Origin of the sequence: Vreelandella populi (genome assembly GCF_003989825.1) — a bacterium.
Classification (GTDB): Bacteria; Pseudomonadota; Gammaproteobacteria; order Pseudomonadales; family Halomonadaceae; genus Vreelandella; species Vreelandella populi.
Window position 1 is genome coordinate 247,305 of record NZ_RZHE01000008.1, and the last position, 23,728, is coordinate 271,032.

Consider the following 23,728-nt stretch of genomic DNA (forward strand, 5'->3'; position numbering starts at 1 on the left):
GGAGAACACGATGCACGCCCAACAGCAGCAGCTTATCAACGGCGCCTGGGTGGATGGCGCTGCAGAGTCGTTTGGCAAGCACGACCCCGTATCGGGCAATTTTCTCTGGCAGGGGACGGCCGCCAGTGACGCCCAGGTTGATGCGGCCGTGACGGCAGCCCGCGCAGCGTTCCCTGCCTGGGCAAAAGCGGCGTTCAGCGAGCGTCAGGCGCTGGTTGAGCGCTTTGCCGAGGTGCTCAAATCGCGCACTGAAACGCTGGCGGTGGCCATTGCCTCTGAAACCGGCAAGCCGCTCTGGGAAGCGCGCACCGAGGTGGCCGCCATGGTCGGCAAGGTGGCGCTTTCCATCAAGGCGTACAACGAACGTACCGGCGAGCGGGAAAAAACCGTAGGCAGCGCTAAAGCGGTGCTGCGCCATCGTCCTCATGGGGTGATGGCCGTATTTGGCCCCTATAACTTCCCCGGCCACTTGCCCAACGGCCATATGTTGCCAGCGCTACTCGCAGGCAACACCGTGGTCTTCAAGCCCAGCGATCAGACCCCATTAACCGCTGATCTAACCCTGCAGTGCTGGCTGGAAGCTGGGGTGCCTGCGGGGGTTATCAATCTTGTTCAAGGCGGCGTGCCGGTGGGGCAGGCCCTTTCTGTGCATCCAGGCATTGATGGGCTGCTGTTTACCGGCAGCGCCACGGTGGGCGGTATGCTGCAACAGCAGCTTGCCGGCCAGTTGGATAAGATTCTTGCCTTGGAACTGGGCGGCAATAATCCGTTGGTCGTCAAGGATGTGGATGACCAGCGCGCCGCGGTACTGACGATCCTACAGTCGGCATTTTTATCCGGCGGCCAGCGCTGCACCTGTGCGCGCCGCTTGATGATACCCCAGGGTGAGGTCGGCGACCGGCTGATTGATGCGCTTAGTGACGCGATTGCCAAGCTGCATGTGGCCGGCCAGTTTGAAGAAACACCCGCACCGTTCTATGGCGGCTTGGTAAGTGTGGCGGCCGCCGATGGCCTACTCAAGGCGCAAGATGCACTTGAAGCCCAAGGCGGTACGGTGATCAACCGCATGCAGCGCCTGCAAGACAACACCAGCCTGCTCAGCCCCGCACTGATCGACGTAACCGGCCTGGAAGTACCCGATGAAGAGTACTTTGGTCCATTACTGAAGATTCATCGTTACCGCGACTGGGATGAGGCGCTTACGCTTGCCAATAATACCCGCTACGGGCTTTCCGCCGGGCTGATTGGTGGCGAGCAGGCCGACTGGGACGATTTTCTGCTGAAGATTCGTGCTGGCATTGTGAACTGGAACCGCCAGACCACCGGTGCCTCCGGCGATGCGCCTTTCGGCGGTATCGGCGACAGCGGTAATCATCGCCCCAGCGCCTACTACGCGGCGGATTACTGCGCCTACCCGGTGGCTTCCATGGAGGCCGACACCCTGGAGATGCCTGAGACATTGCCGCCGGGAGTTAGCCTATGAGTGGGCTGGCTAACAGTAGCGCGTATGGCGTGCGCGAAGTCAATTTCGACGGCTTGGTAGGCCCGACGCATAACTACTCGGGGCTGGCCGTAGGGAACGTGGCTTCCATGAGCCATGGTGGCCTGATCTCCAACCCCAAAGAGGGGGCGCTGCAGGGGCTTTTAAAAATGAAGTCGCTGATGGAGGCAGGCTACGCTCAAGGCGTGCTGCCGCCCCAACAGCGCCCGGATATCAGCGCACTGCGTGATCTGGGCTTTAGCGGCAGCAATCACGAGGTGCTTGCTCGCGCCGCTAAAGAAGCGCCACAACTGCTGCGGGCCGTATGCTCGGCCTCAAGCATGTGGACAGCCAATGCCGGTACCGTAACGCCCAGCCTGGATGCGCCGGATAGTCGGGTTCACTTTACCCCAGCCAATCTGCAGTCAAGCTTTCACCGCTTTCTTGAACCGCAAACTACTGGCCGCGTGCTGCAAGCCATTTTTCACAGTGAACAACACTTTGTACATCATCCGATGCTGCCCGCCACACCTGCCTTTTCCGATGAAGGCGCGGCTAATCATACCCGCCTATGTGGCGAGTACGGTGAGCCAGGGGTTCACCTGTTTGTGTATGGACGTCAGGCATTTGGTGGCGAGCGCGAACCCAAACCCAAACCCAAACCCAAACGCTATCCCGCCCGCCAAACGTTAGAAGCCAGCCAGGCGGTAGCCCGCCAGCACGGGCTTGTTGAGTCGCAAACGGTGTTTGCCCAGCAGCACCCCGACGCCATTGATGCGGGCGTGTTCCATAACGATGTCATTGCCGTGGGCAATGGCTCCGTGCTGCTGTATCACGAAATGGCTTTCCTGGATGAAGAGGGTACGCTCGACGAGCTGCGCAGCAAGATGACGACGCCCTTGATTCCCGTTCGGGTGCCGGTTGAAGCGGTAAGCCTGGAAGATGCGGTGGCGTCGTACCTGTTTAATTCGCAGCTGCTTTCCAACCCGGATGGCACCATGACGCTGGTCGTGCCGAGCGAATGTCAGGAGCGCGAAGCGGTCTGGCGCACCGTTCAAGATTACCTGCTGGCAGGCAATAACCCGATCAGTGAGGTGGTGGTAAAGGACGTCAAGCAAAGCATGCGCAACGGCGGCGGCCCTGCTTGCCTGCGCCTGCGGGTCGTTCTGTCAGAAGCCGAGCGCGCAGCACTGACAGGTCGTGTGCTGCTCACTAATGATCTTTATGAAGATCTCACTACGTGGGTCAACCGCCATTATCGCGATCGCCTCGCAACACAAGACCTTGCTGACCCGCAGCTCGCAGAAGAATCCCTCACTGCCCTGGACGAGCTGACACAGCTTTTGAAAATGGGCTCGGTCTATCCGTTTCAGCTGGAGTAGGGTAGGCACTAGAAAAAAATTGAACGCCAAGTCATCGCCTTGGCGTTTTACGTTGTATGAGCATCGATATTCATGCAAGGCGGCAAGCGTAAGCACATCACAAGATAATTGGGCGTAAGGACAGTTCTGTCGCGTATAAGACTGAAAGAGCGCTAGGGCGTATAGTGTTGGTTGTTAGTAAAAGGCGGCCGCTCAAGGGGTTATGGGGAGCATCCGTTGGGAAGTCAGGTTTTGCTGGAGAGGGTTGATGTGAAAAAAGTGCTGATGAGCGCCTGCCTGCTTGGGAAAAAGGTTCGTTATGATGGCAATGCGCTGACGGTGGCGGATGAAGTGGTGGCGCGGTGGCGCTCTGAAGGGCGAATCGTTTCCGTGTGCCCTGAAGTGGAGGCGGGAATGAGCATTCCCCGAAAACCCGCCGAAATATCGAGAGGCAATGGGCAGCATGTCTTGAGCGGTGAGGCCGAGGTCATTGAAAAGGGCGGCCACAATGTCACCCACGAGTTTCTGGCCGGTGCTGAACTTGCGCTCGATCTATGCCGGAAGTTCGATATTAATGTTGCCGTGCTCGCCGAGTTCAGCCCCTCTTGCGGTAGTACGATGATCTATGATGGCAGCTTCTCGGGCAATAAAATCCCCGGCATGGGGGTGACGGCGGCGTTACTGCGCGAGCATGGCGTTCGCGTATTTAGCCAGCATCAGATGGTCGAGGCGGATAATACGCTGACGGGTAAAAGTGTTTGAATGCTGCAGGAGTAGTGAGATGACCCCAATCATTCGGCTGACTCATGACAAGGCGTACGCGGAAAACTTAATTCGTCACAACATGTCAGGCTACTACGAGCAGCTGGGCATGCACTGGGATCCTGATTTGTTCGATAAAAACTGGAGCGAGCTTGATGGCTACGAGCTGGTTATCAACGCCTCCAGAGTGGGCTTGTTGTGTTTAAATCATGATGAAAACGCCTGCTATATTCGAGAGCTGCAAATCGACCCGCTGTGGCAGAGGCAGGGTTTGGGAGCGGCAGCCATTCACTATGCACAAGAAACCGCCCGCCAGTTGGACATCCGTTTGCTGCGGCTTCGCGTGTTTTGCATCAACCCGGCGTTAGCGTTCTATGAGCGTATGGGGTTTCGCATCCGTAAAACACTGGATGATACCCATTATATGGAGCGAAGCATCTTGTAAGGCCCAAAAGCCTTCCAGCGTCATGGTGGGTCGATCTTGGCCTGCGGTTTAACTTTACCGATATTGAGCAGGGCAATGCCTGCCCCTATGAGTAAAATGGCGGGCAGCAAGCCCTCGGGGGCGACTTCCCCCTGAAGCAAGATGGCAACTGGCACGCCGACCACTGCCCCGACCGAGCCTAGCAGGCTCAAGAGTACCGGCCCACCGGTTTTCTGAAGCAGGAAAAGCAGTAAAAACTGGCCTGCAAACACCACTGATTGAATACCGATCAGCGCCAATGCAAGGCGCTGCCCCTCAGGAATGCCAAGCGAGAAGCCGGGCAGTAGGCTAACGCAGACCAGCAGGGCGACGGCGGCGACCAGCATGCCGGGGGCGAGGGCATCGCCCGAGACACCTGCCGGCCAGCGCAGCGTGCGATAAAGGTTGCCGATGGCCAGGAGCACCGGCCCCGCCAGGGCGAGACAAATCCACACATAGTCGGCATCCGGCGTAGAAAGCTTATGAGCCGCCAGGGTGATGGCGCCGGCAAGGGCGGAAATAACGCCTGCCGCCCGCAGCACCTGAAAGCGCTCCAGCTTTAATACCAACGCACCCACATAGGTAAGCAGCGGCGGCAGGGTAATCACCAGCGCCACGAAGCCCGCCCCAATATGCGGGATAGCCGAGAAGAAAATCAGGTTAGACCCTGCAACGCCCACAAAAGCGGAAACCAGGTAATACTCCAGCGTGCGGCCGGTGACAGGCGGCAGGTTGCCTCTCAATGCTGCCACCACTAAAAGAATGACGGCGGCGCCTGAAATGGACCAAAACAGAAAGGCGAGGGGGGAAAGCGCTACCTCACCGGCAAGCTTGGCCAGATTGGTCGAAAGGCCCAGCAGCGCGCCGCCCGTGACAAGATAGATAAAGGCGGCGAGCCGCCTACGTTTTAGTGTTCCAGCAGTAGCCTTTGATGATTGCATGGCGTGGCCCATGTGATGTTTGAATACCTTGATATCAAGGTATCTGGTTTTTTACCTTGACGTCAAGCTAAAAAACGGTAAGCATGTGCGGTATGGATCATGTCGATAAAATACTCACACAGTGGCAACGAGAGCGCCCCGACCTGGACGTCGCCCCCATGGGGACGCTCGGTCGGGTCAAGCGACTGCACCAGTGCTTGATGCGGCGCATGGATCAGACCTGGGCGGTGTATGGCCTCAATGATTCAAGCTTTGACGTGCTGGCCACGCTGCGCCGAGAAGGGGCGCCCTATGCGCTATCACCCAGTGATTTGATGGCCTCCACCATGGTGACGTCCGGTACCATGACGCACCGGCTTCAGCAGCTGGAAAAAGCGGGCTTGATCGAGCGGGTCAAAAACCCCGCGGATGGGCGAGGGTTTCTGATCTCGCTCTCGGAAAAAGGGCTGGCGTTAATCGATGAGGCCGTCGCGGCCCATGTGGCGACACAGGCCGAGCTAGTGAGCGGCTTAAGCGATGAGCAGCGCGTACAGCTGGACGAGCTGCTCAAGCAGTTCCTGGCGGGGCTTGAGTCGACATAGCGGGCGCCGGGTCTATCGGGCTACTCGTTTTGCTCGCGTACTCCTTGCGTTATGGCATTCATAAACGCTCGTACTCTGGCCGCATAGCGTAAATCGGGGTGAGTCAGAAACCAGAGTTCGGTGGTGAGCTCTTCAATCGGCTTGCTTAGCCGAATCAACTGGTCATCGGCATCTCCAAGGTAGCAGGGCAATACTGCAATGCCTGCCCCCTGGCGCACCGCCAACTGCATTCCCAGCATGCTATCCAGCCGGTAGCCTGTGTTTTTATCCATCATCCATTTTTCAAGCGCTACATCGCCCATATGGGTATCCGGCCCAATCCAGCTTTCTTCATCCATTGATCCAGTACCCAGCGGCAGAGAAGCCGTTTGCCAGCGTTTTTTCTGCCCGTAAATGGCCAGGCGGATATCGGCTAGCCGGCGGCCCACCAGGGTATCGGGCGGGCAACGCGTTGGTCGAATGGCGATGTCGGCTTCTCTTCGCGACAAGCTTTGCAGCCGGTTGGAGATAACCACTTCCAGCGTGATATCAGGATACTGCTGGCGAAAGGCTGCAAATAGCGGACACAGCCAGCCTGCAAACAGCGTGTCGGTGGTGGTGATACGCAGGCTTCCCGAAAGCTTCAGGTCTTGCCCGATAAGGCGGCGCTCAGCGCTATTCACTTCTGCCTGAACGCGTGTGGCCGTTGCCGCCAGATCCTCGCCTGCCAGTGTCGGGGTATAGCCATGACGATGGCGTTCGAACAGGGCAACGCCCAGGCGTTTTTCAATACCATTAAGACGGCGAAATATGGTGGCGTGGCTGATATGCAAGTGTCGGCCAGCACCTGACAGTGAACCTGCCCGAGTGATCGCCAGTATCACTTGAAGGTCATCCCATTTTAAATGCTGTTCAATCATGCAAGCCTGGTTCTCATATTTTGGGAATGTTGAGGCAAATATGAACAGGGTAGCCTGTCACTGAACCCAGCGACAGGTAAGGTGCTGTATGAACGTATTGATTATCCTGGCCCATCCAGAGCCGCGGTCGTTTAACGGCGGGCTGGTGGATACCGCCGTTGCTCGATTGAAAAGAGCCGGGCACTCGGTTGACGTGAATGATCTTTATGCCGAGCGCTTCGATCCGCTAGAACAGGCTGACCACTATTCCCAACGCGCCGATCAGGACTATTTCGCGCCCCTTGACGAGCAGCGCCACCATCACGAGAAAGCCGCCTTACCGGCGGATATTCAGCGGGAATTGGCAAGACTGGAGTGGGCCGACCTGGTGATTTTTCAGTTCCCCTTATGGTGGCATGCACAGCCTGCCGTGCTCAAAGGCTGGTTTGACCGGGTGCTGGTTTATGGAGGACGTTACACAAGCCGAATGCGCTACGACCAAGGCTACTTCAAGGGCAAACGCACCATGCTCTCGGTGACCGCGGGCTCGCCGGAAGCCGCCTTTCAACCCTTTGGCCGAGCCGGCAATATGGTGGCCTGGTTATGGCCCATTCACTCATCGCTTTATTACGTGGGGTTTGACGTGCTGGCTCCGCAGGTAAGCTACGGTGTTCAAGGAGGCGGAATTGAGTATAAGAAAGAGGATGCCTTACGCAAACATCTCAATGTCTGCAAACTGCGCTGGGCCGAGCGTCTAATGCATTGGGAGCGTGAAAAGCCGATACCGTTTGCCGGATGGGAGGACTGGGACAGCGAAGGTATGCTGCTAGCGACAAGCCCTTGGCGCTGGCGGCTAGGCTAAGCACATATACCGGTTAATACCGTGCTAAAGGCTTCGCTACTCAATCTTGTGTACACTTGGCGTTCGCAAAATAACGCCACGGGTAAAAGGTAGCCGGTATGTCCTTGGATTTTCGCTGGTCGCGGTTTGATGAGCTCAACACGCGCGAGTTTTACGAGATTGTGAAAGCGCGTGAGACAGTATTCGTGGTGGAGCAGCAGTGCGCCTATCAAGAGGTTGATGAGCTGGACCCGCTGGCTTGGCATCTTACCGCCACGGTTGAAGGCCAGCTTGCGGCGTATATCCGCGTGGTGGGGCCGGGCGATAAATTCGACGAGCCTTCCATTGGCCGAGTGATGACCCTTAAAGCCTTCCGGGGCCATCAGTATGGCCGTGCTCTTATGAGCGAGGCGATTCGTTTTACCGAGCAAACCTATCCTGGCCTGGGCATCAAAATTGGCGCTCAAGTTTATCTGACCGCTTTCTATGAGTCGTTTGGATTTAAGCGCGCAAGTGAGCCCTACGATGAAGACGGCATACCGCATATGGATATGACCAAGCCTGCACCCCACGTTTAAATGACAATGAAACAGAAGGCTATACCCGTGACCATTCCAGACGGCTGCTTTACAGAGAGTGAACGCCACGGGCTTTATCGCGCCATCTATGAGCGCCGTGACGTGCGCTCACAGTTTCTCCCCGACCCGGTTCCGGCCGACGTGCTTGTGCGTCTATTGCAGGCCGCCCACCATGCACCTTCTGTTGGGTTCATGCAGCCCTGGGATTTTATTGTCATTGAAAGTCGTGAGGTCAGGGCATCCATTTTGGCGCTGTTTGAGCAGGCAAACCAAACGGCGGCTGAGCGTTTTGACGGTGAGCGTAAAGGCCTTTACCGCAGCCTCAAGCTTCAGGGTATCGTCGAAAGCCCCTTGAATCTATGTATCACCTGTGACCGCAGCCGCGGCGGCCCTCATGTATTGGGACGCAACAGCATTGTGGAGACAGACCTGTTCAGCACTTGCCTGGCGGTACAAAACCTATGGTTGGCCGCAAGGGCTGAAGGGATTGGCGTCGGCTGGGTAAGCATTCTTGAGCAGGCTCAGCTAAGCAAGGTCTTGAACCTGCCTGATCACGTATATCCTGTGGCGTATTTATGCCTTGGTTATGTCAGCGAGTTTCTGGATCAGCCGGAGCTTGAAGCCAAGGGCTGGCGCTCACGGTTGCCGTTAAGCGAGCTAGTACATGGCAATCATTGGGGAGAAGCGCTCATCAATGAGCCGCTTGAAACGGCGTTAAACGAGCAGCCCATTTCCGGGAAAAACGCATAACGTTACGTTAAACGCTCGCTAACTCCCATAGTGATTGACGGTATATATCACTATCATATCTGCCTTTGCTAAATACTCTGGAAACCGTATGCACGATGCGATCACTATTGAGCGCCTGGACACGGATAGCCCGCATGTGCCCATCGTCGCCAGATGGACGTTCGAGACCTGGGGGCAGCAGCTGCACCCGGGGCGTACGTTTGCCGAGGCGGTGGAAGAGACCCGCTTGGAGTGCGGCGAGCGGGGCGTACCGTCGCTGTTCGTAGCGCTTGCAAACGGCGTGGCGGTGGGTACGGCCAGCCTGATTGCCGAGGATATCTCGAGCCGGCCTGAGCTTGCGCCCTGGCTTGCCTCAGTGTTCGTGCTGCCCCAGTGGCGCGGGCGGGGGATCGCATCACGCCTGGTTCAACGCGTGGAGCAGGAAGCGTTTGAAAACGGTATCAAGCGTTTTTATCTCTATACCCCGGATCAGCAGGCGCTCTACCGGCGCCTGGGTTGGCAGGATCTTGAGCAACTTACGTATGGTGGTGAGACGGTGACGATCATGTCGCGCCAGTTGACTGCCGAAAGGGATTGAGGAGGCATCATGATCAGTGGCCGCGCGCTGCACTATTTCGATACCGTGGCCCGCTGCCGCTCGCTGCGCCAAGCAGCGGCCAGGCTCAATATTGCTCCCACGGCCATCAGCCGCCAAATTGATCTATTGGAGGAGCAGCTGGGCGCGCCTTTGTTGGAGCGTGGCCCTAGCGGCATCAGTCTGACCGCCGCGGGCGAGCTGCTCGCCGCCCAGGCGCAGCATACCTTGCGCGACCTGGAGCGCGTTCAAGAGCATATCGCCGACTTGCAAGGCCTGCGCACTGGGCGCGTTCGCCTGGAAGCCGCCGAAGGCGTGGTGGCAGGGCTTTTGGCGCCTACACTGGCCGATATGGGAAAGCGCTACCCGCAGCTGCGCTTTAATATCGGTATCGCAAGCGCCGGGAAAATAGTGGAGCGGCTGCGCCTGGGAACGGCGGATATTGGGCTCTCATTTTTCATGCCACGCCACGACGATATCGTCATCGTGGAAAGCGCCCGGCTCGAGCATCACGCGGTAATGGCACTCGATCATCCACTGGCCGGCGCCCGAGAGGTTTCGCTCGAGTGTCTGGCCAGGCATCGCATTATTTTGCCGGGCGAGTCTTTCGGGGCGCGTCAGGCGCTAGAGCGCAGCGCTCACCGCGCCGGCATCACGCTCGTGCCTGCCTTCGATACCGCGTCGCTCGAAACTCAGAAGGCGTTGGCGCTGAACGGGGCGGGCGTGTTGATTCTGCCGCCCATGGCAGTCGCACGGGAGTGCCAGCGCAAGGAGCTTATCAGCGTGCCGCTGGCCCCTGACGAGCTGGAGCCGGCGCGCATTGATCTGTGCGTTTACCGCCACCGTATAAGAAGCTTCGCTGTCGATGCATGTCTTTCCCATCTCTCCGACTCCCTGCAAGCATTGGATAACCCGCCAACATAAAAGTGCACACAAAAAGTGGACACCATGGGTTTAAATTGGAATAGTGTGTGTCACCTGCGTACGCTATTGAGGCTTACACGCTACGCTGGCCATCTTTCCAATAACTAACGTTTGTGCCGATCGCGACTCGCGAGCGCGCAATTAGGGATCCTTTATGCGACGTCTGTTCGTTCTGCCCACTTCACGTGCCGGGTGGGGGCTTTTAGCTGCCTTCATCTGCTTGGTCGTGGCGGGCACCTGGCCGGTGATCGGCTTGCTCAATCGAGCCATGCTGGTGCTTGGCATACCGCTGATGATCCTGTGGAGCTACGCAATCATCTTTGCCTGCGTGGGCGTCATGCTTCTCGGCAACCGCATCGTAGAGAGGGACGATCATGAATAGCGTCTGGCCGTTAGTCATTACCCTGGGGTACGTGGCCATCACCATGGTGATTGGCTTGAAAGCGCGCGCCGGGCATCGCATGGACACCCTGGAACAGTGGGGTGTGGCCGGGCGCAGCATGGGGCCGGTGACGCTGTATCTATTGATCGCCGCGGGCAGCGTGAGTGCGTATACCTTCATGGGCGCGCCGGGCTGGGCCTACTCCAAGGGGGTGGCGGTCTTTTATGTGGCCATCTATCTCGCCTATCTCGCGCTGGTGGCGTGGTACTTTGGGCCGAAAGTGTGGCAGTTCGGCGAGCAGTTCGGCCACGTAACCCAGGCAAGCGCCATTGCCGACCGCTACCAGAGCCCGGCGCTGGGAGCGCTGGCGGCCCTTGTCATGGCGGTAGGGTCCATCGCCTATGCAGTGCTGCAGACCGTGGGCTCGGCGTACATTCTCTTCGTGATGAGTGGCGGCGCCATTCCCGTCTGGCTTGGCGTGATTATCGTGCTTGGCTGTATCGCGGTGTATCTTTACATCAGCGGCCAGCGCGCAATCGGGCGCACCAACGCTTTTCAGGGAGCGCTGATGCTGGTGGTGGCCTGGGCGGTTGGGCTCTGGGCGGTGCACAGCGCCACCGGCGGGCTCGACATGGGCGCGGTGTTCGAGCGTATCCAGACCGATCACGCCGAGTTTCTGACGCTGCCTGGAGCGCGCGGCGACATGAGTTTCAGCTTCTGGACCACCTCGATCATCGTGTCGATGTTCTCCTTCATGCCGCCGGTGTGGACCCAGTGGATGTGCGCAAGTTCGGCGCGTACGATTCGCCGCAGCGCCACCTGGCTACCCACGTATTACATCGTGATTCTGCCCATGGTGGTGGTCGGGTTTATCGGCATCTACTCGCTGCCGGATCTGGCCCGAGCCGATACAGTGGTGCTGGAGTACGCCATGGCCAACCTGCCAGTCGTGCTGGTGGGGCTTCTAGGCGCCGGAACGCTGGCCGCCTCGATGTCCTCGAGCGAGCCGTTCATTCACTCGGTGGCGCTGTCTACTACCAAGGATGTGCTGCAGCCGTTGTTCAAATTATCAGACGCGTTCACCGCGAAGCTTGCGCGCTGGCTGCTGCTGCCGGTGATGGCACTGGTGATCGCGCCGCTGGCGATTGCCGAGCCGGGGAGTCTCGTGATGATTCTGCTGGTGGGACTGGGGTTTGCCTCTCAGGTACTGCCTGCTTTCATTGGCATGTTCTTCTGGCCCCGGGCGTCAAAGCTTGGAGTAATGGCGGGCATCGTGGCGGGCTTTTTGGTTACCGTTGCATTTACCACCCTGTGGTCACATCCGCTGGGTATTCACGCCGGTTTTTGGGGGCTAATGCTCAACCTGCCGGTCTTTATTGGTGTGTCGCTGATGACGCCCGCCACTCAAGCCGATGTAGTCGAGCGGTTTTTCCGTATCTCGGCGCCGCGGGGCTTTAAGCACTTGGGGAAGTCTGTGTCTTAAACCCTTAATGAAGCCCGGCTATGCTGATGAACTAACATTCATCGACGCAATGTATCGAAAACATCGTCCATTGAAAACGTTCATCGAAAAAGGCAGTGCAATGAGCCAACGGCTAGCCGGGCGCAATCGCCCTCAACAGGTCATCGAGGCGCTCTATAGCGCCAATGAGGCGCTCTCCAGCGCACACCGCCAGGCTAAATTCGCCAGGATGGCCGTCTCGCCGTACCGATTTTTTGGCGACTCCGATATCCTTTACTGGCAGGACGTGTGGCTTGATTGGCGCTTCGCGCTGTTTGGCGGCTGGCCCGATACTCAGACCTGGCTGCATGGCGACGCCCAGGTCGCTCACTTCGCTGCCGTCGGCTACCACCACGAGCCCATTCATTACGGCCTAATAGGTGTGGACCGCGCCTTGATTGGCGACTATCAGTTCGATCTTTGGCGCCTGGCCACCAGCCTGGTGCTAGAGGCGTGCGAGCATACCGAGCTTTCAGCCAAGGCGGTCGATAAGGCGCTCTGGGAGCTGGGCATGGGGTATCTTGAAACACTAAAGGCGCATCGAGAAGGTAAGAGTCTCAAGGCCGAAGCGCCTAAAAGCGCACAGGGGCCACTCAAGGCGTTTATGGGCAAGGTGGCGGACAAGCAGCATCCCCAGCGTGCGCTGGACAAATGGACCGAGCTTACCGAGAGTAAAGGGCGCCAGTTCGCCTTGCGTCCGGGGCAGCTTGCCAATCTGCCGGCGGATGTCGCAAGCAAACTCAAGCGCATCATCGAAAACGAGTACCAGCAGACCCTGCAGGTGAGCACCAAAGAGGGCAATGAACCTCACTTTCGAGTAAAGGATACCGCCCGCCGGCTGAATGCTTCGGGTATCGAGCACTACTACGTGCTGCTGGAGGGCGGTGGGGAGCGCCAGCACGACGATGTGATTGTTGAGGTAAAAGAGCAGCGATCGCCCGAAGCGTTCCATCATCTCGGCAAGGCCGGTCAGCAGAGCTGGCAAAAGCTTTTCCCCAACGAGGGTCTGCGCCACGCGGCCGCCTTTCACGCTCTGAGTCCCCATACCGACTCCTACCTTGGCTGGCTCACCCTGAATGATCGAGTATTTTCGGTGCGTCAGATGCCGGGGTTTCAAAAGCAGCTGCCTACTCACAAGATCAAAGGCGGCAAGGCGTATCGCAAGCTGGCGCGCCAGTGGGGCGAGCTTCTCGCGACCCAGCATGTGAAAGGCGCCAAGGCGCTCAATCATGGGGAAAACAAGTTTGCGGTCGCGGTATGCGAGCGCATCGAAGGGCGCGAGGAGGAGTTTGTCGATAGTATATTCGCCTTTGCACACAGCTACGCCGACTGCGTCGAGCAGGATTACCGCCTCTTTATTGAGCATTTCATGGAAAGCACCGCCTGAAGCAGGGCGTGCTGACGGGGAAATAAAAAAGTCGAGCCAGGGGCTCGACTTTTGGGTAGCGTCTTATTGGCCGGCCGCGCCGCCGACTACGCCGCTTTGAAACGCGTTTGAGCGTTGGCGGCTGGTGGCGTCGCTTTGGCGCAAGTGGCTTGCCACGGTATCTTCCGGCGAGCCTGCCATTTCGCGAAACATGCCCATCGAGCCCAAAAGTGCCGAGGACTCGTAGGGCACGAAGACCCGTTCGCCCTTTTGCGCCATGTTGGGCAGCACCTTGATGTAGCTCTGGCCCAGTAGATAGCCGACCACGGTCCGCTTGTTCTCTTCGCTGTCGCCAATGGCATTAAGCACCAGTTTGATGGATTCCTGCTCACCTTGGGCGCGCAGAATGGCCGACTCTTTGTCACCTTGGGCGTTGAGAATGGAGGATTCCCGCTGACCCTGGGCCATGGCGATGGCGGCGGATTTTTCGCCTTCGGCTTCGGTCACGGTGGCGCGGCGTTTCCGTTCGGCGGCCATCTGCAGGCGCATGGCGGTTTCCACTTCTTCGGGCATGGCGATATCCTGCACTTCTACTCGGGATATCTTGACGCCCCATTTGGATGCCGGCTCTTCCATGGCGGCCTGAATCTCGTTGTTTACCTCCGCACGTGATTCAAACAGCTTGTCCAGCTCCATTTTACCGACGACCGAGCGTAGCGTGGTTTTGGCCAGAACCTCGACGGCCTGGCTCATGTTGACGACTTCATAAACCGCACGCTTAGGGTCGATGATTTGATAATAAAGCGCGCCATTGATGCGTACCGTCACGTTGTCGGTGGTGACGACCGGCTGGCCGGGGAAGTCCATTACCGTCTCGCGGCGGTCGATGCGAATCTCGTCGGTGGTGATCGCTTGGTACTCCTCGCCCATTTTGCGATAGCGCAGCATGGTGATGGCGCGGGGCTGCTCGATAAAGGGAACGATGATATTGATCCCGCTTTCGAGTACGCGATTAAACGAACCGAGGCGTTCAACCACCATGACTTCAGACTGGCGAACAATCACCAGGCCTTTGGAAATGATCACGATGCCGATGACGACAACAATCAAGCTAATCAATAAGCCGGGGCTAATAGGTAAATCCATACTCAAGGCTCCTTATGTAGGATGGTATCGTCTTGCAGAGGGTTAGACGCTGACGAGGGAAGGGCAACCAGCGCCGTGGTGCCTTCAAAACGCTGAAAGATAACGGATGTATCGGGGGGAAGTTCGGTAGTGCCCGTATCGATAACGCGTAGACGGTAGAAGTCGCCGTTAATTTTGATGCCTGTTGCATCGTCAAAGTCGCGTCGCAGCGTGTAGTAATAGTTGCCCTTTTCCACGCCTGTGCCGGTAGTGCCGTAGGCAACGCCACGGGGTGAAAAGCGCGGGCGGATTACCCAGATACCTATCGGTACCAGGACACCGGTAAAGATACCCATGCTTAAAAGCTGCCAGGGTAGCGATAGCCCCAATGCGGTAACGGCCGCAGTCAAGGCGGCGGCTATACCAAGCGCCAGTAGCACCATGGCGCCTGACGTTAACTCCCCCAAGCTGAGAAGTAGCGCCAGCACTAACCACGTATAGGCAGGATTCCAATCCATAGTGCCTCCTTCTAAAGTTATCGTCAGCCTACCTTAAGGCACGGTATTAAGTCTGCTTAATTCGCGCATAAGTAAGCGATAAACGTAAAACGCTTTAGTGCTATTCTGCCTGCTTTAAGAACCATAGCGCACAAAGGGGAATCGCGTGACAGGTGTGGTGTACTGGCTGGATATGGCAGGGGTTATTGTCTTTGCGCTGTCGGGCGTTATTCTGGCGTGCCGCTCCAAAATGGATCCGTTTGGCATGCTGGTACTGGCGGCGGTTACCGGTATTGGGGGTGGCACACTACGCGATCTGGTGCTGGGGGTGCGTCCTGTCTTTTGGGTGACCGATCCCACTTACTTATGGGTCATTCTGGCAACAGTAGGCGTGTCACTGGTGGGCTTTCACTATATTCATCGCCTGTCGCGGGGCTTTCTGCCCATTGCCGATGCGTTTGGGCTTGCCCTGTTTACCGTCATCGGCACCCATAAAGCGCTGTTACTGGGGACCTCTGGGGTGGTGGCGGTATTGATGGGCATGATGACCGGCGTGGCAGGGGGCATGATTCGCGACATGCTGGCCCAGCGCGTACCCATGGTGCTGCGCGAAGAGATATACGCCACTGCTGCCATGGCCGGCGGGATTGTCTATGTCACGCTGCAAGCCCTGAATGCGCCGCTGAGCGTAAGTATTGCCATGGCGCTTGCGCTTACTCTGGGGCTTCGGCTGGCGGCCATTCACTGGCACCTGGCGTTGCCGGTCTTTGCCTGGGTGACACTACCGCCCAAAGAGGTAGATTCAGCCGCCCCGCTTTCGACGCCTGCAAAAGCCAAAGAGCGGGTGAGAATGATTCGGCGCGAGCGCAAGACAAAGCGCTAACGGTGCGGTGGTGCGTCAAGAGTGGGCGATTGGGTCTGGCGCCAACGATCAAACCAACGGCGCGGCTGAAAGATATGCAGCTCCGGCTGGTTGTCTTCAAGCTCTACCGCTACTCCTAACGCGCCTAGGCGTGCATAAAGTGCACCATCTGCACGACGCTCGGCCAGGTTGATATCCGAAAGCAGCAGTAGCGGCCCGCCGGTTAAGACAAGATCCTTCAAGCTGGCGCGTTCGCCGTTAATCACAAGCTCGGCAAAGCCGCTAATATTACGCACGCTGAGTAAACGCCCCAACCATTCCTTTTCACGCGCCCGCTCTAGAAAAAGCCTGGCGAGCAGTCCTGTGTCGCGCATTTCAAGACCAACCTGACTGACTAAATGCACGGGGGCTGCCCAATCCAGCTGGGCTTTGTTCATGGAGAGCTGCACCCACCAGCCGGCATCCGCTGAAATGCCTTCATTCGGGCGAGTGATGTTTTCCAAGCGTAAAAAGGAGTTATCGGCGGTAAAGTGGCGCGTTTCCAGATCGCCGTCCGTCAATGTTAAGGAAAGGTGCAGGTCCCCGCGCAGGCGCTGATCAAGCAGCGCCATATCGGCGCCAAACGCTCGCAATGAAAGCTCTCCCTGAGCCTTCAGGCCGTCCAGCAGCCATTCGCTGGCAAGGCTTGCCTGTCCGCCTAACAGCGTAATACCGGCACTTTCGGGCAGGTAACGGTTATAACGAGTAAAGTCCGGCACTTCGGTAATGGGCAGGGCGATACGCGTAACAAAATACTCCGGCGCAGGCGTCGCCAGCACCTTACTCAACTGGTCTGTCTGGGTGGTGAGCTCAAAATGCCGTCCTTCTACATGAGGGCGCTCGTCATCTTTACGCTGAAGGGCAAATTGCGGAATGCCTAGCGAAAGCTGGGCCTGCTCGGCGCTGTCGATTTGTGCGGTCAGCTCGCCGCGTCCGGTGGCCAGGTAGTCCAGAAAAGCCACCTCAAGCTGGTTGGCATTGATACGCAATCGGGTAGGGGCCAGCAGGCGGTCATCGCGAAACGAGCCTTGGGCAAACAGTTGACCGTTACCTGATAGGGATACGCCGTGGGCAGCGGGTAAAAAGGTATTCAAGAAGCCCAGGCGCTGCACGCTACCCTCCAGTTTAAATTGCCCGCTAGGGGTGTCGGCGCGTCGTTGAAAGTGGGCCTCGCGGAGCACCAGAATACTTTCCAGGCGCTCACCGGGCTGCGTGTTATCGGCTACCTGCCAGCGCAGGCGGCTGCCGCTTATATCCAGAGAAGTGCTGTCGGTAGCAGCCTGATTAAGCAGCAGTGAAAGCTGCATGTCGCTGGTCAAGGTAGTGCGCTGGTCACTGCGCTGCAAACGGGTGGTTAATGCATTTCCCTCCAGTTGAATCTCGCCGCTCAGCTGCTCGCGGGTGACGCTAAGCACCCCCTGGCTTTGCGCCTGACCACTGATCAGCCTCAGCGGCGCCGGGTCGGGCAGGTAAGTGTTTATATAGGGTTGCAGGGCATTGATATTGGGCAGGCGCGCGTTGTGCCAGCTAAGCGTGGCGGTGGCCTGCTCGCGGGCCTTTATTGGGTCAAGCGGACTTTGAGCGGTCAGGTTGAACATCGCGTTATCCAGCAGCGTTCGCTCAAAGTGGGAAAGCGTTGCGTTGCTGAAATCAAGCGTGGCATCAAGGGTTGAAGCGTCGCTCAACTCAGCGTCCAGTGTACCGCTACCCTGAACCGCGACATCCAGCGCTTTGGCCGCGAGGTTCTCGGCTTCAATCCATAAGTGGCCGCTATGGGCCTGAGTGTCACGAACGCTGATATCGGCCACTATGCGACCATTGCCCGAGAGGCGAACTCCTTCGCCTTGCAGTGTATCGGCCAGATAGCGGTCCAGCATATCCAGCCGGGTTATTGTGCCTTCAAGCGTGAGCTTGGCATCCGTGGGCGAGACGAGATGGTCCAGACGCTGATTGGCGATACTGCTGGTCAGGCTTAGCTCGGTATCAACGGCGTAGGGCTGGGTGTCCGCCAGGATGACATCCGTAAGCAGGGTTTCAAACTCAAGTCGATCTTCGTTGACGCCGAGCGTTACGCTGCCTTTACCGGTTGCCGTGTGGCGGGGTGGCGGCGTGTCCGCAATAATCCACGCGGGTGGATGTTCTGGCTGACGAAGCCTCCGTTCATCCAGCGCCAGGTGTAATTCGGGTGCATTCAGGACAAGCTGACTGCCAGGCTCAAGGGTGCCCGAGGTCAGGTCAATATGACCGGCCAATGCGCCTCGGCCATTTAAAGATAGCCAAGGCAGCGCCTCCAGATAGGGCATAAAGACATCCCAGGCATCTGCCTGGGCCTGGATATCAAGCGTTGCTGAAAGGGCCGCTAACAGCTCAGGGTTAAGCTCACCTGTGGCCGGATCGGTGGGCGTGACCTCATCAAGTGACGCCACTGCTTCAAGGTTAATCGCGTTAACCAGCGTGGTTTGGTCACTTAGCCGTACTAAACGTCCCCCGGTGATTGCCAGATTAACCCTGGGTGTGGCTAAGCGTTCCCGACTTAGCGTTGTATCTACCACTTCTAGCGTGCCTTGTGCTTCAAGGGCAATATCGCCCACCGTCAGGCGGCGAATCCCTTCGGCATCCATGGCGTTAATATGCAGTTCGCCACGCAGAAGTGACAACAGCGAGAGGTGCAGCGTGGCGCGTTCAGCTTCAATGGTAATGGGCAGCGCATCATCTTCGCGCGCCAGATACAGGTTCTCTACCTCCCAGCGGCCTGGATGGCGACTGGCACCTTGGCTCCAACGGATTTCAATGCCTTCAAACTGAGAAATCCGCTTGGGTAACCACTGGCTATTGAGCAGCCAGTAGCTGCCCATCAGCCAAACCGCTATGATAAACAGCACACTGATCAACATTGCTAACGCAAAGCGCAATAAGCGTTTTTGGGCGATATTTGTGTTTGGCATACTCGCTTCCTTGCCTTAGTCTCCTGTTAGTGCGCGTTTTATGGCATTATGCGCGACGTTGGGCAGTTATGGGTTTTCGATTTCAACGCTAGGCAGGCAGCAAACGCCATGTTCAAGGATTTTTACTCGCAGAGCGGAGAGTATGTCGTTATCTCTGCAGAGCAGGCCAGCCGTTTCGCCAAAGGCGTGGCCGGCGATTACAACCCGATTCACAATCCGGATGCACGTCGTTTCTGCGTGCCTGGTGATCTGCTGTTTACTCTGATACTTGTGAAATTTGGGCTGTCGCGACAAATGGAATTTCGCTTCACCAATATGGTAAGTGCTAATACGCCGCTGTGCTTTAGTGAAGCGGATAACGGTGAGCTTCACGTATGTGACGAGAGCGGCAAGTGTTATCTCCAGGTGGTGCGCAGTGGTGAAACAACCTTTGATAAAACCGCCATTGAAGCATTTGCCCGTTGCTATGTGGCATTTTCAGGCAAGAACTTCCCGCACTATTTAAAGCCGCTCATGGAACAGCACGGGGTAATGTTCAATCCTAAGCGTCCATTGGTTATATACGATAGCATGGGGTTTTCATTAGAACGTCTGGATGGGTTTACCCCTGACCTTGACTTGACCCGCTCATCGCTGGATGTGCAGGGTAAGCGGGCGGATGCACTGCTTGAGTTTTCCATAGAATCAGCCGGTAACACCGTCGGAGTTGGCTCCAAGAAGCTGGTGGTTAGCGGCCTTTGCCACTATGACGCTACTGAGATGGCCGCGATTGTGGATGAGTTTTACCGTTTGAAGGCCGCTTACGAAGCCGCCTGATAGTGCGATGATGTACCCTGTTGAACGGCCACCCATGTTTAGCGGGTGGCCGTTTTTCCTTTAGGCTAGCTTGAAGCGGCCTCTACCGATGGGCCAGGCTGCACTATCGTTAAACCGGCCGTGGTAATCCGCCCTTCAAGCACGCCTTCAACGGATAGCGTCACGCTACCCAGCCTCAAGGCATCGCCTTCGCTGGGGCTATCGGTCAGGCGTTCGTGTAACAGGGCATCCAGCGTGCGGCTCATATCGTTGTCTAGCGCGATACCATACGAGTGGAGTACTTCACCCACGCTTGTGCTGCCTTTCAGGCGTAAGGTTTGATCGGGAAACTCACGGCTGTTGATAGCGGCGCCTTCGGCAAAAACACAGTCAACAAAGGGGCGTATGTCGGGGCGCAATACGACAAACAGGTGATCGCCAGGCAGCAGCATGGTAGAGCCTCTTGGCGGGATGACATCCTTGCCCCGGGTGACCATGGCAATCACGGTGCCATCAGGCAGCGCTATTTGTGATAAACGCCGGTTGGCAGCGCGGGCAAAATTCCCTAGGCGATACTCCACGATATCAGCATCGACATCTTCAAGGGCGGTAATTTCAAGGCTTGCAGCAGGCACGGCGGGCGGCTCTTCGGTCAGGCCTAATTTTCGCGCCACATAAGGAAGGGTGGTGCCTTGAAGCGTGGCTGAGATCAACACCACAAAGAAGACCACGTTAAAAATCAGCTCCGCGCCTTCCAGGCCAAAAATCAGCGGGAATATGGCTAGAATGATCGGCACGGAGCCGCGTAGCCCGACCCATGCCACTAGGCCCGTTTCCCGGTTGTTAAACCCGAACAGCTTGAGAATGGGCACTACCGCGAGTGGACGTGCCACCAGGATCAATATGGCTGCGATCATCAGACCTTCAAGCCAGACATCCAAAAGGGAAACCGGATTGATCAGCAGCCCAAGCACTACGAACATGACGATTTGGCTCATCCACGCCAAGCCATCGTGAAACAGAAACGTGCTGCGTTGAAAGGCGATCGGGCGGTTGCCAATCATCACACCGGCCACAAAGATGGCCAGGAAACCACTGCCGCCCAGGTTCGCGGCAACGCCGAAAGCGAAAAGGCCGCAGGACGCCACCAGCACTGGATAAAGCCCTGAGGTGACCAGCTGGATACGGTTAATCAGTTGAACGGATGCCCAGCCAACCAGTAAGCCCACCGCACCGCCAACGCCAATCTGCATGATAAAGAGCTTTAACAGACCCACTCCCAACGGCATATCATTGACCAGCACTTCGAGCAGGCCGATGGTTAAAAATATGGCCATGGGATCGTTTGAGGCGCTCTCGATTTCAAGCGTCGATTTAAGCCGCCTGTTGATATGAATGCCTGCGTTGCGTAACTGGGAAAAAACCGCGGCTGCATCGGTAGAGCCGACGATGGCCCCCAGCAATAAACCATCCAGTAGCGGTAGCTCGAGAATGTGGGCCGCCGCCACGCCGGTAATTAATGACGTAACCAATACGCCAAGCGTTGCCAGTAACGAAGCAGGCTTCCAGACCATGCGAATAGAGGACATTGGCGTTTGCAGGCCGCCATCAAACAAAATCATGGCCAGGGCCATGGTGCCCAGGGCGTGGGCTAGAATGGGATTATCGAAATCGATGCCACCAATTCCGGCTTCTCCTGCAAGCATCCCTGTTCCCAAAAACAGTACTAGCACCGGCATACCCAAGCGTGCCGATAGCTTGCTGGAAATAATGCCGATCAGCAGCAGGATGGCTGCCATTAAAATAAGTTGATCCACTTGAAACATACACGCTTCCTACCGAACGATGTAAACGGGCGCCCCGATAAAACGTGGTGCCATTTAGTAATAAAGTTCTGACAGTACGATTAATGCGTTAGGTAGTAGGTGGTGCGCGACTAGGTGGAAGGCAGCCGGGCGGGTTATCTGCCCATTGCGTGATCGTAAGCGGCAGAGCACAACCGCCTGTGCGGGCTATATCAACCGGTGCTAAATGCGCAGGTAAGGCAGCCTCGCCCGTTCCCCGGTCGCTGGCATCAACGGGTAGCGCCTTGCTACTGCGAACCCGTAGTGAATGGCCCTGCGTTGCAGCCGGCAGCAGCGATTCGCGTTGATCGACATGGCTGGATGAGCTGTGGGTACCGGCCGCAAGTGGAGAAGACGAAGACGGAGTAGCACACCAGAGCAGCAGAGTTAGGATGCATAGACCGGCATGGCTCAGCTTTGGGTAAATCACCGTGGTGAATGCGTGTTTCTGATAAGGCAAAGCGCCATCTCCGTAGTTGTACGCTTTATCATCCTTTATTGGTAAGGCAGGTCAAGCGGTTAAGGCAGGCTGGGCGTTATTTTTTATTGACGCATCTGTTGAAGACGCTAGTTCGTCTTAATCGCTAATTGACGTTTACGTTAACTAGCTGATATACCCTGTGCATGCCTTAAAAAGACATCGATAATGGCTCAATAATAAACACAATCTTTAGCAGGAGTAGCGTAATGGCCGTTCGCGAAATTCCCATGATCATTGATGGTCAGGCCGTCATATCCGAAAGTCCGGAGTGGCGTGACGTGGTTAATCCGGCGACCCAGGAAGTCGTCGCCCGAGTTCCCTTTTGTACCCCGGAAGAGGTTGAGCGCGCGATTGCGAGTGCGCAGCAAGCGTTTAAAGAATGGCGCAAAATGCCCTTGGGCAAGCGTATGCGCATCATGCTTAAGCTGCAGGCGCTGATTCGCGATAATACCGATGAGCTGGCTGCCTTGATTACTGAAGAGCACGGCAAGACGCTGCCAGACGCCAAAGGTGAAGTAGGCCGAGGCTTGGAAGTGGTGGAACATGCCTGCTCGATTACCTCGCTCCAATTAGGCGAAGTGGCTGAAAACGCGGCAAGCGACGTGGATGTTTATACCCTACACCAGCCGTTAGGCGTGGGGGCGGGGATAACCGCATTCAATTTTCCCATCATGCTGCCCTGTTTCATGTTTCCACTGGCGATTGCCACAGGCAATACGTTCGTCTTAAAGCCTTCCGAGCAAGACCCCAGTTCCACCATGCGCTTGGTAGAGCTTGCCCATGAGGCCGGCGTACCTGCCGGGGTATTAAATGTCGTGCACGGCGGCCCCGATGTCGCCAACCAGATTGCCGATCATCCGACCATCAAAGCGCTGTCGTTTATCGGCTCCAGCCACGTTGGTTCGCTGCTCTATAACCGTGCGGCCGCGGCGGGCAAACGTATGCAGGCGATGATGGGGGCAAAGAATCACTGTGTGGTCATGCCCGATGCCAACCGCAGCCAGGCGATCAATAATCTGTTGGGCTCGGCATTTGGTGCCGCTGGGCAGCGCTGTATGGCCAACTCGGTAGTGGTGCTGGTGGGTGAGGCGCGCCAGTGGATTGACGATATTGTGGAGGGCACGCGCAATATGAAAGTGGGGCCCGGCACGCAACAGGATGCCGATTTAGGCCCGCTGGTATCGCCCGCCGCCCGGGACCGTGTGGTGCGCCTGATTGAGGCAGGCGAGAAAGAGGGCGCCACACTGCTGGTCGATGGACGCAACTGCCAGGTAGCCGACTACCCGAAAGGCAACTTCGTCGGCCCTACGTTGTTCACCGATGTGACGGCCAATATGGCCATTTACCGCGAAGAGATATTTGGCCCGGTACTGTGCGTGGTGAACGTGGAAACCCTGGATGAGGCGATTGCCTTTATCAATGAAAACCCTAACGGTAATGGCACGTCTATCTTTACCAACTCGGGCTGGGTGGCGCGCTGTTTTGAAACCGATATCGATGTGGGGCAGGTGGGCATTAACGTACCGATTCCCGTGCCGGTTGCTTATTTCAGCTTTACCGGTTCAAGAGGTTCCAAGCTCGGCGATCTAGGACCTAATGGCAAGCAGGCCATCGCCTTCTGGACACAAACCAAAACGGTGACCGCACGCTGGTTTGAGCCGGAAAACGTGTCAAGTGGGATCAATAGCACCATTTCATTAAGTTAAATCTGACAACGTCCAGGCGCCGCTTGCTGGCGTCTGGACGCTGCTAGTAGCT

General features: G+C 57.1%; 22 protein-coding genes. 16 read left to right on the top strand and 6 right to left on the bottom strand.

The features are described from left to right. Window positions 1-10: 10 nt before the first annotated feature. From astD to ELY25_RS10725, 4 genes are all read left to right on the top strand, one after another. Complete coding sequence (astD, locus tag ELY25_RS10710; protein WP_126951275.1) at window positions 11-1,483, top strand: succinylglutamate-semialdehyde dehydrogenase; 1,473 nt, start codon at window positions 11-13, stop codon at window positions 1,481-1,483. Beyond that, a complete protein-coding gene (gene astB / locus ELY25_RS10715) occupies window positions 1,480-2,862 on the top strand; it encodes an N-succinylarginine dihydrolase (RefSeq protein WP_126951276.1) in 1,383 nt (460 codons plus the stop codon). Before astD ends, astB begins: the two co-directional genes overlap by 4 nt. A 264-nt stretch (window positions 2,863-3,126) precedes the next feature. After that, window positions 3,127-3,603: a 2-thiouracil desulfurase family protein gene (locus ELY25_RS10720; protein WP_126951387.1), complete on the top strand. Its 477-nt coding sequence runs from the start codon at window positions 3,127-3,129 to the stop codon at window positions 3,601-3,603. A gap of 19 nt (window positions 3,604-3,622) precedes the next feature. Continuing rightward, window positions 3,623-4,048, top strand: coding sequence for a GNAT family N-acetyltransferase (locus tag ELY25_RS10725; protein WP_126951277.1), 426 nt, complete (start codon window positions 3,623-3,625; stop codon window positions 4,046-4,048). A gap of 20 nt (window positions 4,049-4,068) precedes the next feature. Here the strand turns inward: ELY25_RS10725 and ELY25_RS10730 are convergent, their stop codons facing one another. Further along, window positions 4,069-5,007 carry a DMT family transporter gene (locus tag ELY25_RS10730; protein ID WP_126951278.1) on the bottom strand — a complete coding sequence of 313 codons (939 nt, stop codon included), beginning with the start codon at window positions 5,005-5,007 and terminating at the stop codon, window positions 4,069-4,071. Window positions 5,008-5,099: 92 nt separating this feature from the next. On the opposite strand from ELY25_RS10730, the gene ELY25_RS10735 reads away from it, so the two are divergent. Further along, complete coding sequence (locus ELY25_RS10735) at window positions 5,100-5,588, top strand: MarR family winged helix-turn-helix transcriptional regulator (RefSeq protein WP_126951279.1); 489 nt, start codon at window positions 5,100-5,102, stop codon at window positions 5,586-5,588. Window positions 5,589-5,608: 20 nt separating this feature from the next. Here the strand turns inward: ELY25_RS10735 and ELY25_RS10740 are convergent, their stop codons facing one another. After that, window positions 5,609-6,487, bottom strand: a complete 879-nt coding sequence (locus tag ELY25_RS10740) for a LysR family transcriptional regulator (RefSeq protein ID WP_126951280.1) — start codon at window positions 6,485-6,487, stop codon at window positions 5,609-5,611. 88 nt (window positions 6,488-6,575) lie between these two features. Here ELY25_RS10740 and ELY25_RS10745 point away from each other — a divergent pair, with 88 nt between their 5' ends. From ELY25_RS10745 to ELY25_RS10780, 8 genes are all read left to right on the top strand, one after another. Then, on the top strand, window positions 6,576-7,328 hold the full coding sequence (locus ELY25_RS10745) for an NAD(P)H-dependent oxidoreductase (protein ID WP_126951281.1): 753 nt from the start codon (window positions 6,576-6,578) through the stop codon (window positions 7,326-7,328). A 98-nt stretch (window positions 7,329-7,426) separates the two neighbouring features. Next, complete coding sequence (locus tag ELY25_RS10750; RefSeq protein ID WP_126951282.1) at window positions 7,427-7,885, top strand: GNAT family N-acetyltransferase; 459 nt, start codon at window positions 7,427-7,429, stop codon at window positions 7,883-7,885. 6 nt (window positions 7,886-7,891) lie between these two features. Then, on the top strand, window positions 7,892-8,635 hold the full coding sequence (gene bluB / locus ELY25_RS10755; protein ID WP_185856113.1) for a 5,6-dimethylbenzimidazole synthase: 744 nt from the start codon (window positions 7,892-7,894) through the stop codon (window positions 8,633-8,635). Between the two features lie 88 nt (window positions 8,636-8,723). Beyond that, the gene (locus ELY25_RS10760) at window positions 8,724-9,212 is read left to right on the top strand and encodes a GNAT family N-acetyltransferase (protein WP_126951284.1); all 489 of its coding nucleotides are present in this window, start codon (window positions 8,724-8,726) and stop codon (window positions 9,210-9,212) included. A 9-nt stretch (window positions 9,213-9,221) separates the two neighbouring features. Then, window positions 9,222-10,133, top strand: a complete 912-nt coding sequence (locus ELY25_RS10765) for a LysR family transcriptional regulator (RefSeq protein WP_126951285.1) — start codon at window positions 9,222-9,224, stop codon at window positions 10,131-10,133. Window positions 10,134-10,287: 154 nt separating this feature from the next. Beyond that, window positions 10,288-10,515, top strand: coding sequence for a hypothetical protein (locus ELY25_RS10770; RefSeq protein ID WP_126951286.1), 228 nt, complete (start codon window positions 10,288-10,290; stop codon window positions 10,513-10,515). Continuing rightward, window positions 10,508-11,998: a sodium:solute symporter family protein gene (locus ELY25_RS10775; RefSeq protein ID WP_126951287.1), complete on the top strand. Its 1,491-nt coding sequence runs from the start codon at window positions 10,508-10,510 to the stop codon at window positions 11,996-11,998. The genes ELY25_RS10770 and ELY25_RS10775 overlap by 8 nt, the downstream gene beginning before the upstream one ends. A 100-nt stretch (window positions 11,999-12,098) precedes the next feature. Continuing rightward, entirely contained in the window at window positions 12,099-13,403 is a 1,305-nt protein-coding gene (locus ELY25_RS10780) for a DUF2252 family protein (RefSeq protein WP_126951288.1), read from the top strand. Window positions 13,404-13,466: 63 nt separating this feature from the next. Here the strand turns inward: ELY25_RS10780 and ELY25_RS10785 are convergent, their stop codons facing one another. Continuing rightward, window positions 13,467-14,528 (bottom strand): SPFH domain-containing protein, encoded by a 1,062-nt coding sequence (locus ELY25_RS10785; RefSeq protein WP_126951289.1) that lies wholly within the window; start codon window positions 14,526-14,528, stop codon window positions 13,467-13,469. A 2-nt stretch (window positions 14,529-14,530) separates the two neighbouring features. Continuing rightward, entirely contained in the window at window positions 14,531-15,025 is a 495-nt protein-coding gene (locus ELY25_RS10790; RefSeq protein ID WP_126951290.1) for a nodulation efficiency, NfeD-like protein, read from the bottom strand. 145 nt (window positions 15,026-15,170) lie between these two features. Here ELY25_RS10790 and ELY25_RS10795 point away from each other — a divergent pair, with 145 nt between their 5' ends. After that, complete coding sequence (locus ELY25_RS10795; protein ID WP_126951291.1) at window positions 15,171-15,887, top strand: trimeric intracellular cation channel family protein; 717 nt, start codon at window positions 15,171-15,173, stop codon at window positions 15,885-15,887. Here the strand turns inward: ELY25_RS10795 and ELY25_RS10800 are convergent. After that, window positions 15,884-18,850: a translocation/assembly module TamB domain-containing protein gene (locus ELY25_RS10800; protein WP_126951292.1), complete on the bottom strand. Its 2,967-nt coding sequence runs from the start codon at window positions 18,848-18,850 to the stop codon at window positions 15,884-15,886. The genes ELY25_RS10795 and ELY25_RS10800 overlap by 4 nt on opposite strands. A 108-nt stretch (window positions 18,851-18,958) precedes the next feature. Here ELY25_RS10800 and ELY25_RS10805 point away from each other — a divergent pair, with 108 nt between their 5' ends. Then, entirely contained in the window at window positions 18,959-19,666 is a 708-nt protein-coding gene (locus tag ELY25_RS10805) for a DUF3581 family protein (RefSeq protein WP_126951293.1), read from the top strand. Between the two features lie 65 nt (window positions 19,667-19,731). Here the strand turns inward: ELY25_RS10805 and ELY25_RS10810 are convergent, their stop codons facing one another. Then, complete coding sequence (locus ELY25_RS10810; protein ID WP_126951294.1) at window positions 19,732-21,471, bottom strand: potassium/proton antiporter; 1,740 nt, start codon at window positions 21,469-21,471, stop codon at window positions 19,732-19,734. Between the two features lie 705 nt (window positions 21,472-22,176). Between ELY25_RS10810 and ELY25_RS10815 the strand changes: the two genes are divergently transcribed. After that, window positions 22,177-23,676 (top strand): CoA-acylating methylmalonate-semialdehyde dehydrogenase, encoded by a 1,500-nt coding sequence (locus tag ELY25_RS10815; RefSeq protein ID WP_126951295.1) that lies wholly within the window; start codon window positions 22,177-22,179, stop codon window positions 23,674-23,676. The last annotated feature ends 52 nt before the right edge of the window (window positions 23,677-23,728 follow it).

Coding starts and splice junctions, on each gene's coding strand:
- ELY25_RS10720 (WP_126951387.1), top strand. CDS start 3,127: ATGAGCGCCTGCCTGCTTGGGAAAAAGGTTCGTTATGATGGCAATGCG.
- ELY25_RS10805 (WP_126951293.1), top strand. CDS start 18,959: ATGTTCAAGGATTTTTACTCGCAGAGCGGAGAGTATGTCGTTATCTCT.
- astB (WP_126951276.1), top strand. CDS start 1,480: ATGAGTGGGCTGGCTAACAGTAGCGCGTATGGCGTGCGCGAAGTCAAT.
- ELY25_RS10775 (WP_126951287.1), top strand. CDS start 10,508: ATGAATAGCGTCTGGCCGTTAGTCATTACCCTGGGGTACGTGGCCATC.
- ELY25_RS10770 (WP_126951286.1), top strand. CDS start 10,288: ATGCGACGTCTGTTCGTTCTGCCCACTTCACGTGCCGGGTGGGGGCTT.
- ELY25_RS10750 (WP_126951282.1), top strand. CDS start 7,427: ATGTCCTTGGATTTTCGCTGGTCGCGGTTTGATGAGCTCAACACGCGC.
- ELY25_RS10730 (WP_126951278.1), bottom strand. CDS start 5,007: ATGCAATCATCAAAGGCTACTGCTGGAACACTAAAACGTAGGCGGCTC.
- ELY25_RS10780 (WP_126951288.1), top strand. CDS start 12,099: ATGAGCCAACGGCTAGCCGGGCGCAATCGCCCTCAACAGGTCATCGAG.
- ELY25_RS10810 (WP_126951294.1), bottom strand. CDS start 21,471: ATGTTTCAAGTGGATCAACTTATTTTAATGGCAGCCATCCTGCTGCTG.
- ELY25_RS10785 (WP_126951289.1), bottom strand. CDS start 14,528: ATGGATTTACCTATTAGCCCCGGCTTATTGATTAGCTTGATTGTTGTC.
- ELY25_RS10800 (WP_126951292.1), bottom strand. CDS start 18,850: ATGCCAAACACAAATATCGCCCAAAAACGCTTATTGCGCTTTGCGTTA.
- ELY25_RS10725 (WP_126951277.1), top strand. CDS start 3,623: ATGACCCCAATCATTCGGCTGACTCATGACAAGGCGTACGCGGAAAAC.
- bluB (WP_185856113.1), top strand. CDS start 7,892: ATGAAACAGAAGGCTATACCCGTGACCATTCCAGACGGCTGCTTTACA.
- ELY25_RS10740 (WP_126951280.1), bottom strand. CDS start 6,487: ATGATTGAACAGCATTTAAAATGGGATGACCTTCAAGTGATACTGGCG.
- ELY25_RS10745 (WP_126951281.1), top strand. CDS start 6,576: ATGAACGTATTGATTATCCTGGCCCATCCAGAGCCGCGGTCGTTTAAC.
- ELY25_RS10735 (WP_126951279.1), top strand. CDS start 5,100: ATGGATCATGTCGATAAAATACTCACACAGTGGCAACGAGAGCGCCCC.
- ELY25_RS10760 (WP_126951284.1), top strand. CDS start 8,724: ATGCACGATGCGATCACTATTGAGCGCCTGGACACGGATAGCCCGCAT.
- ELY25_RS10765 (WP_126951285.1), top strand. CDS start 9,222: ATGATCAGTGGCCGCGCGCTGCACTATTTCGATACCGTGGCCCGCTGC.
- ELY25_RS10790 (WP_126951290.1), bottom strand. CDS start 15,025: ATGGATTGGAATCCTGCCTATACGTGGTTAGTGCTGGCGCTACTTCTC.
- ELY25_RS10815 (WP_126951295.1), top strand. CDS start 22,177: ATGGCCGTTCGCGAAATTCCCATGATCATTGATGGTCAGGCCGTCATA.
- astD (WP_126951275.1), top strand. CDS start 11: ATGCACGCCCAACAGCAGCAGCTTATCAACGGCGCCTGGGTGGATGGC.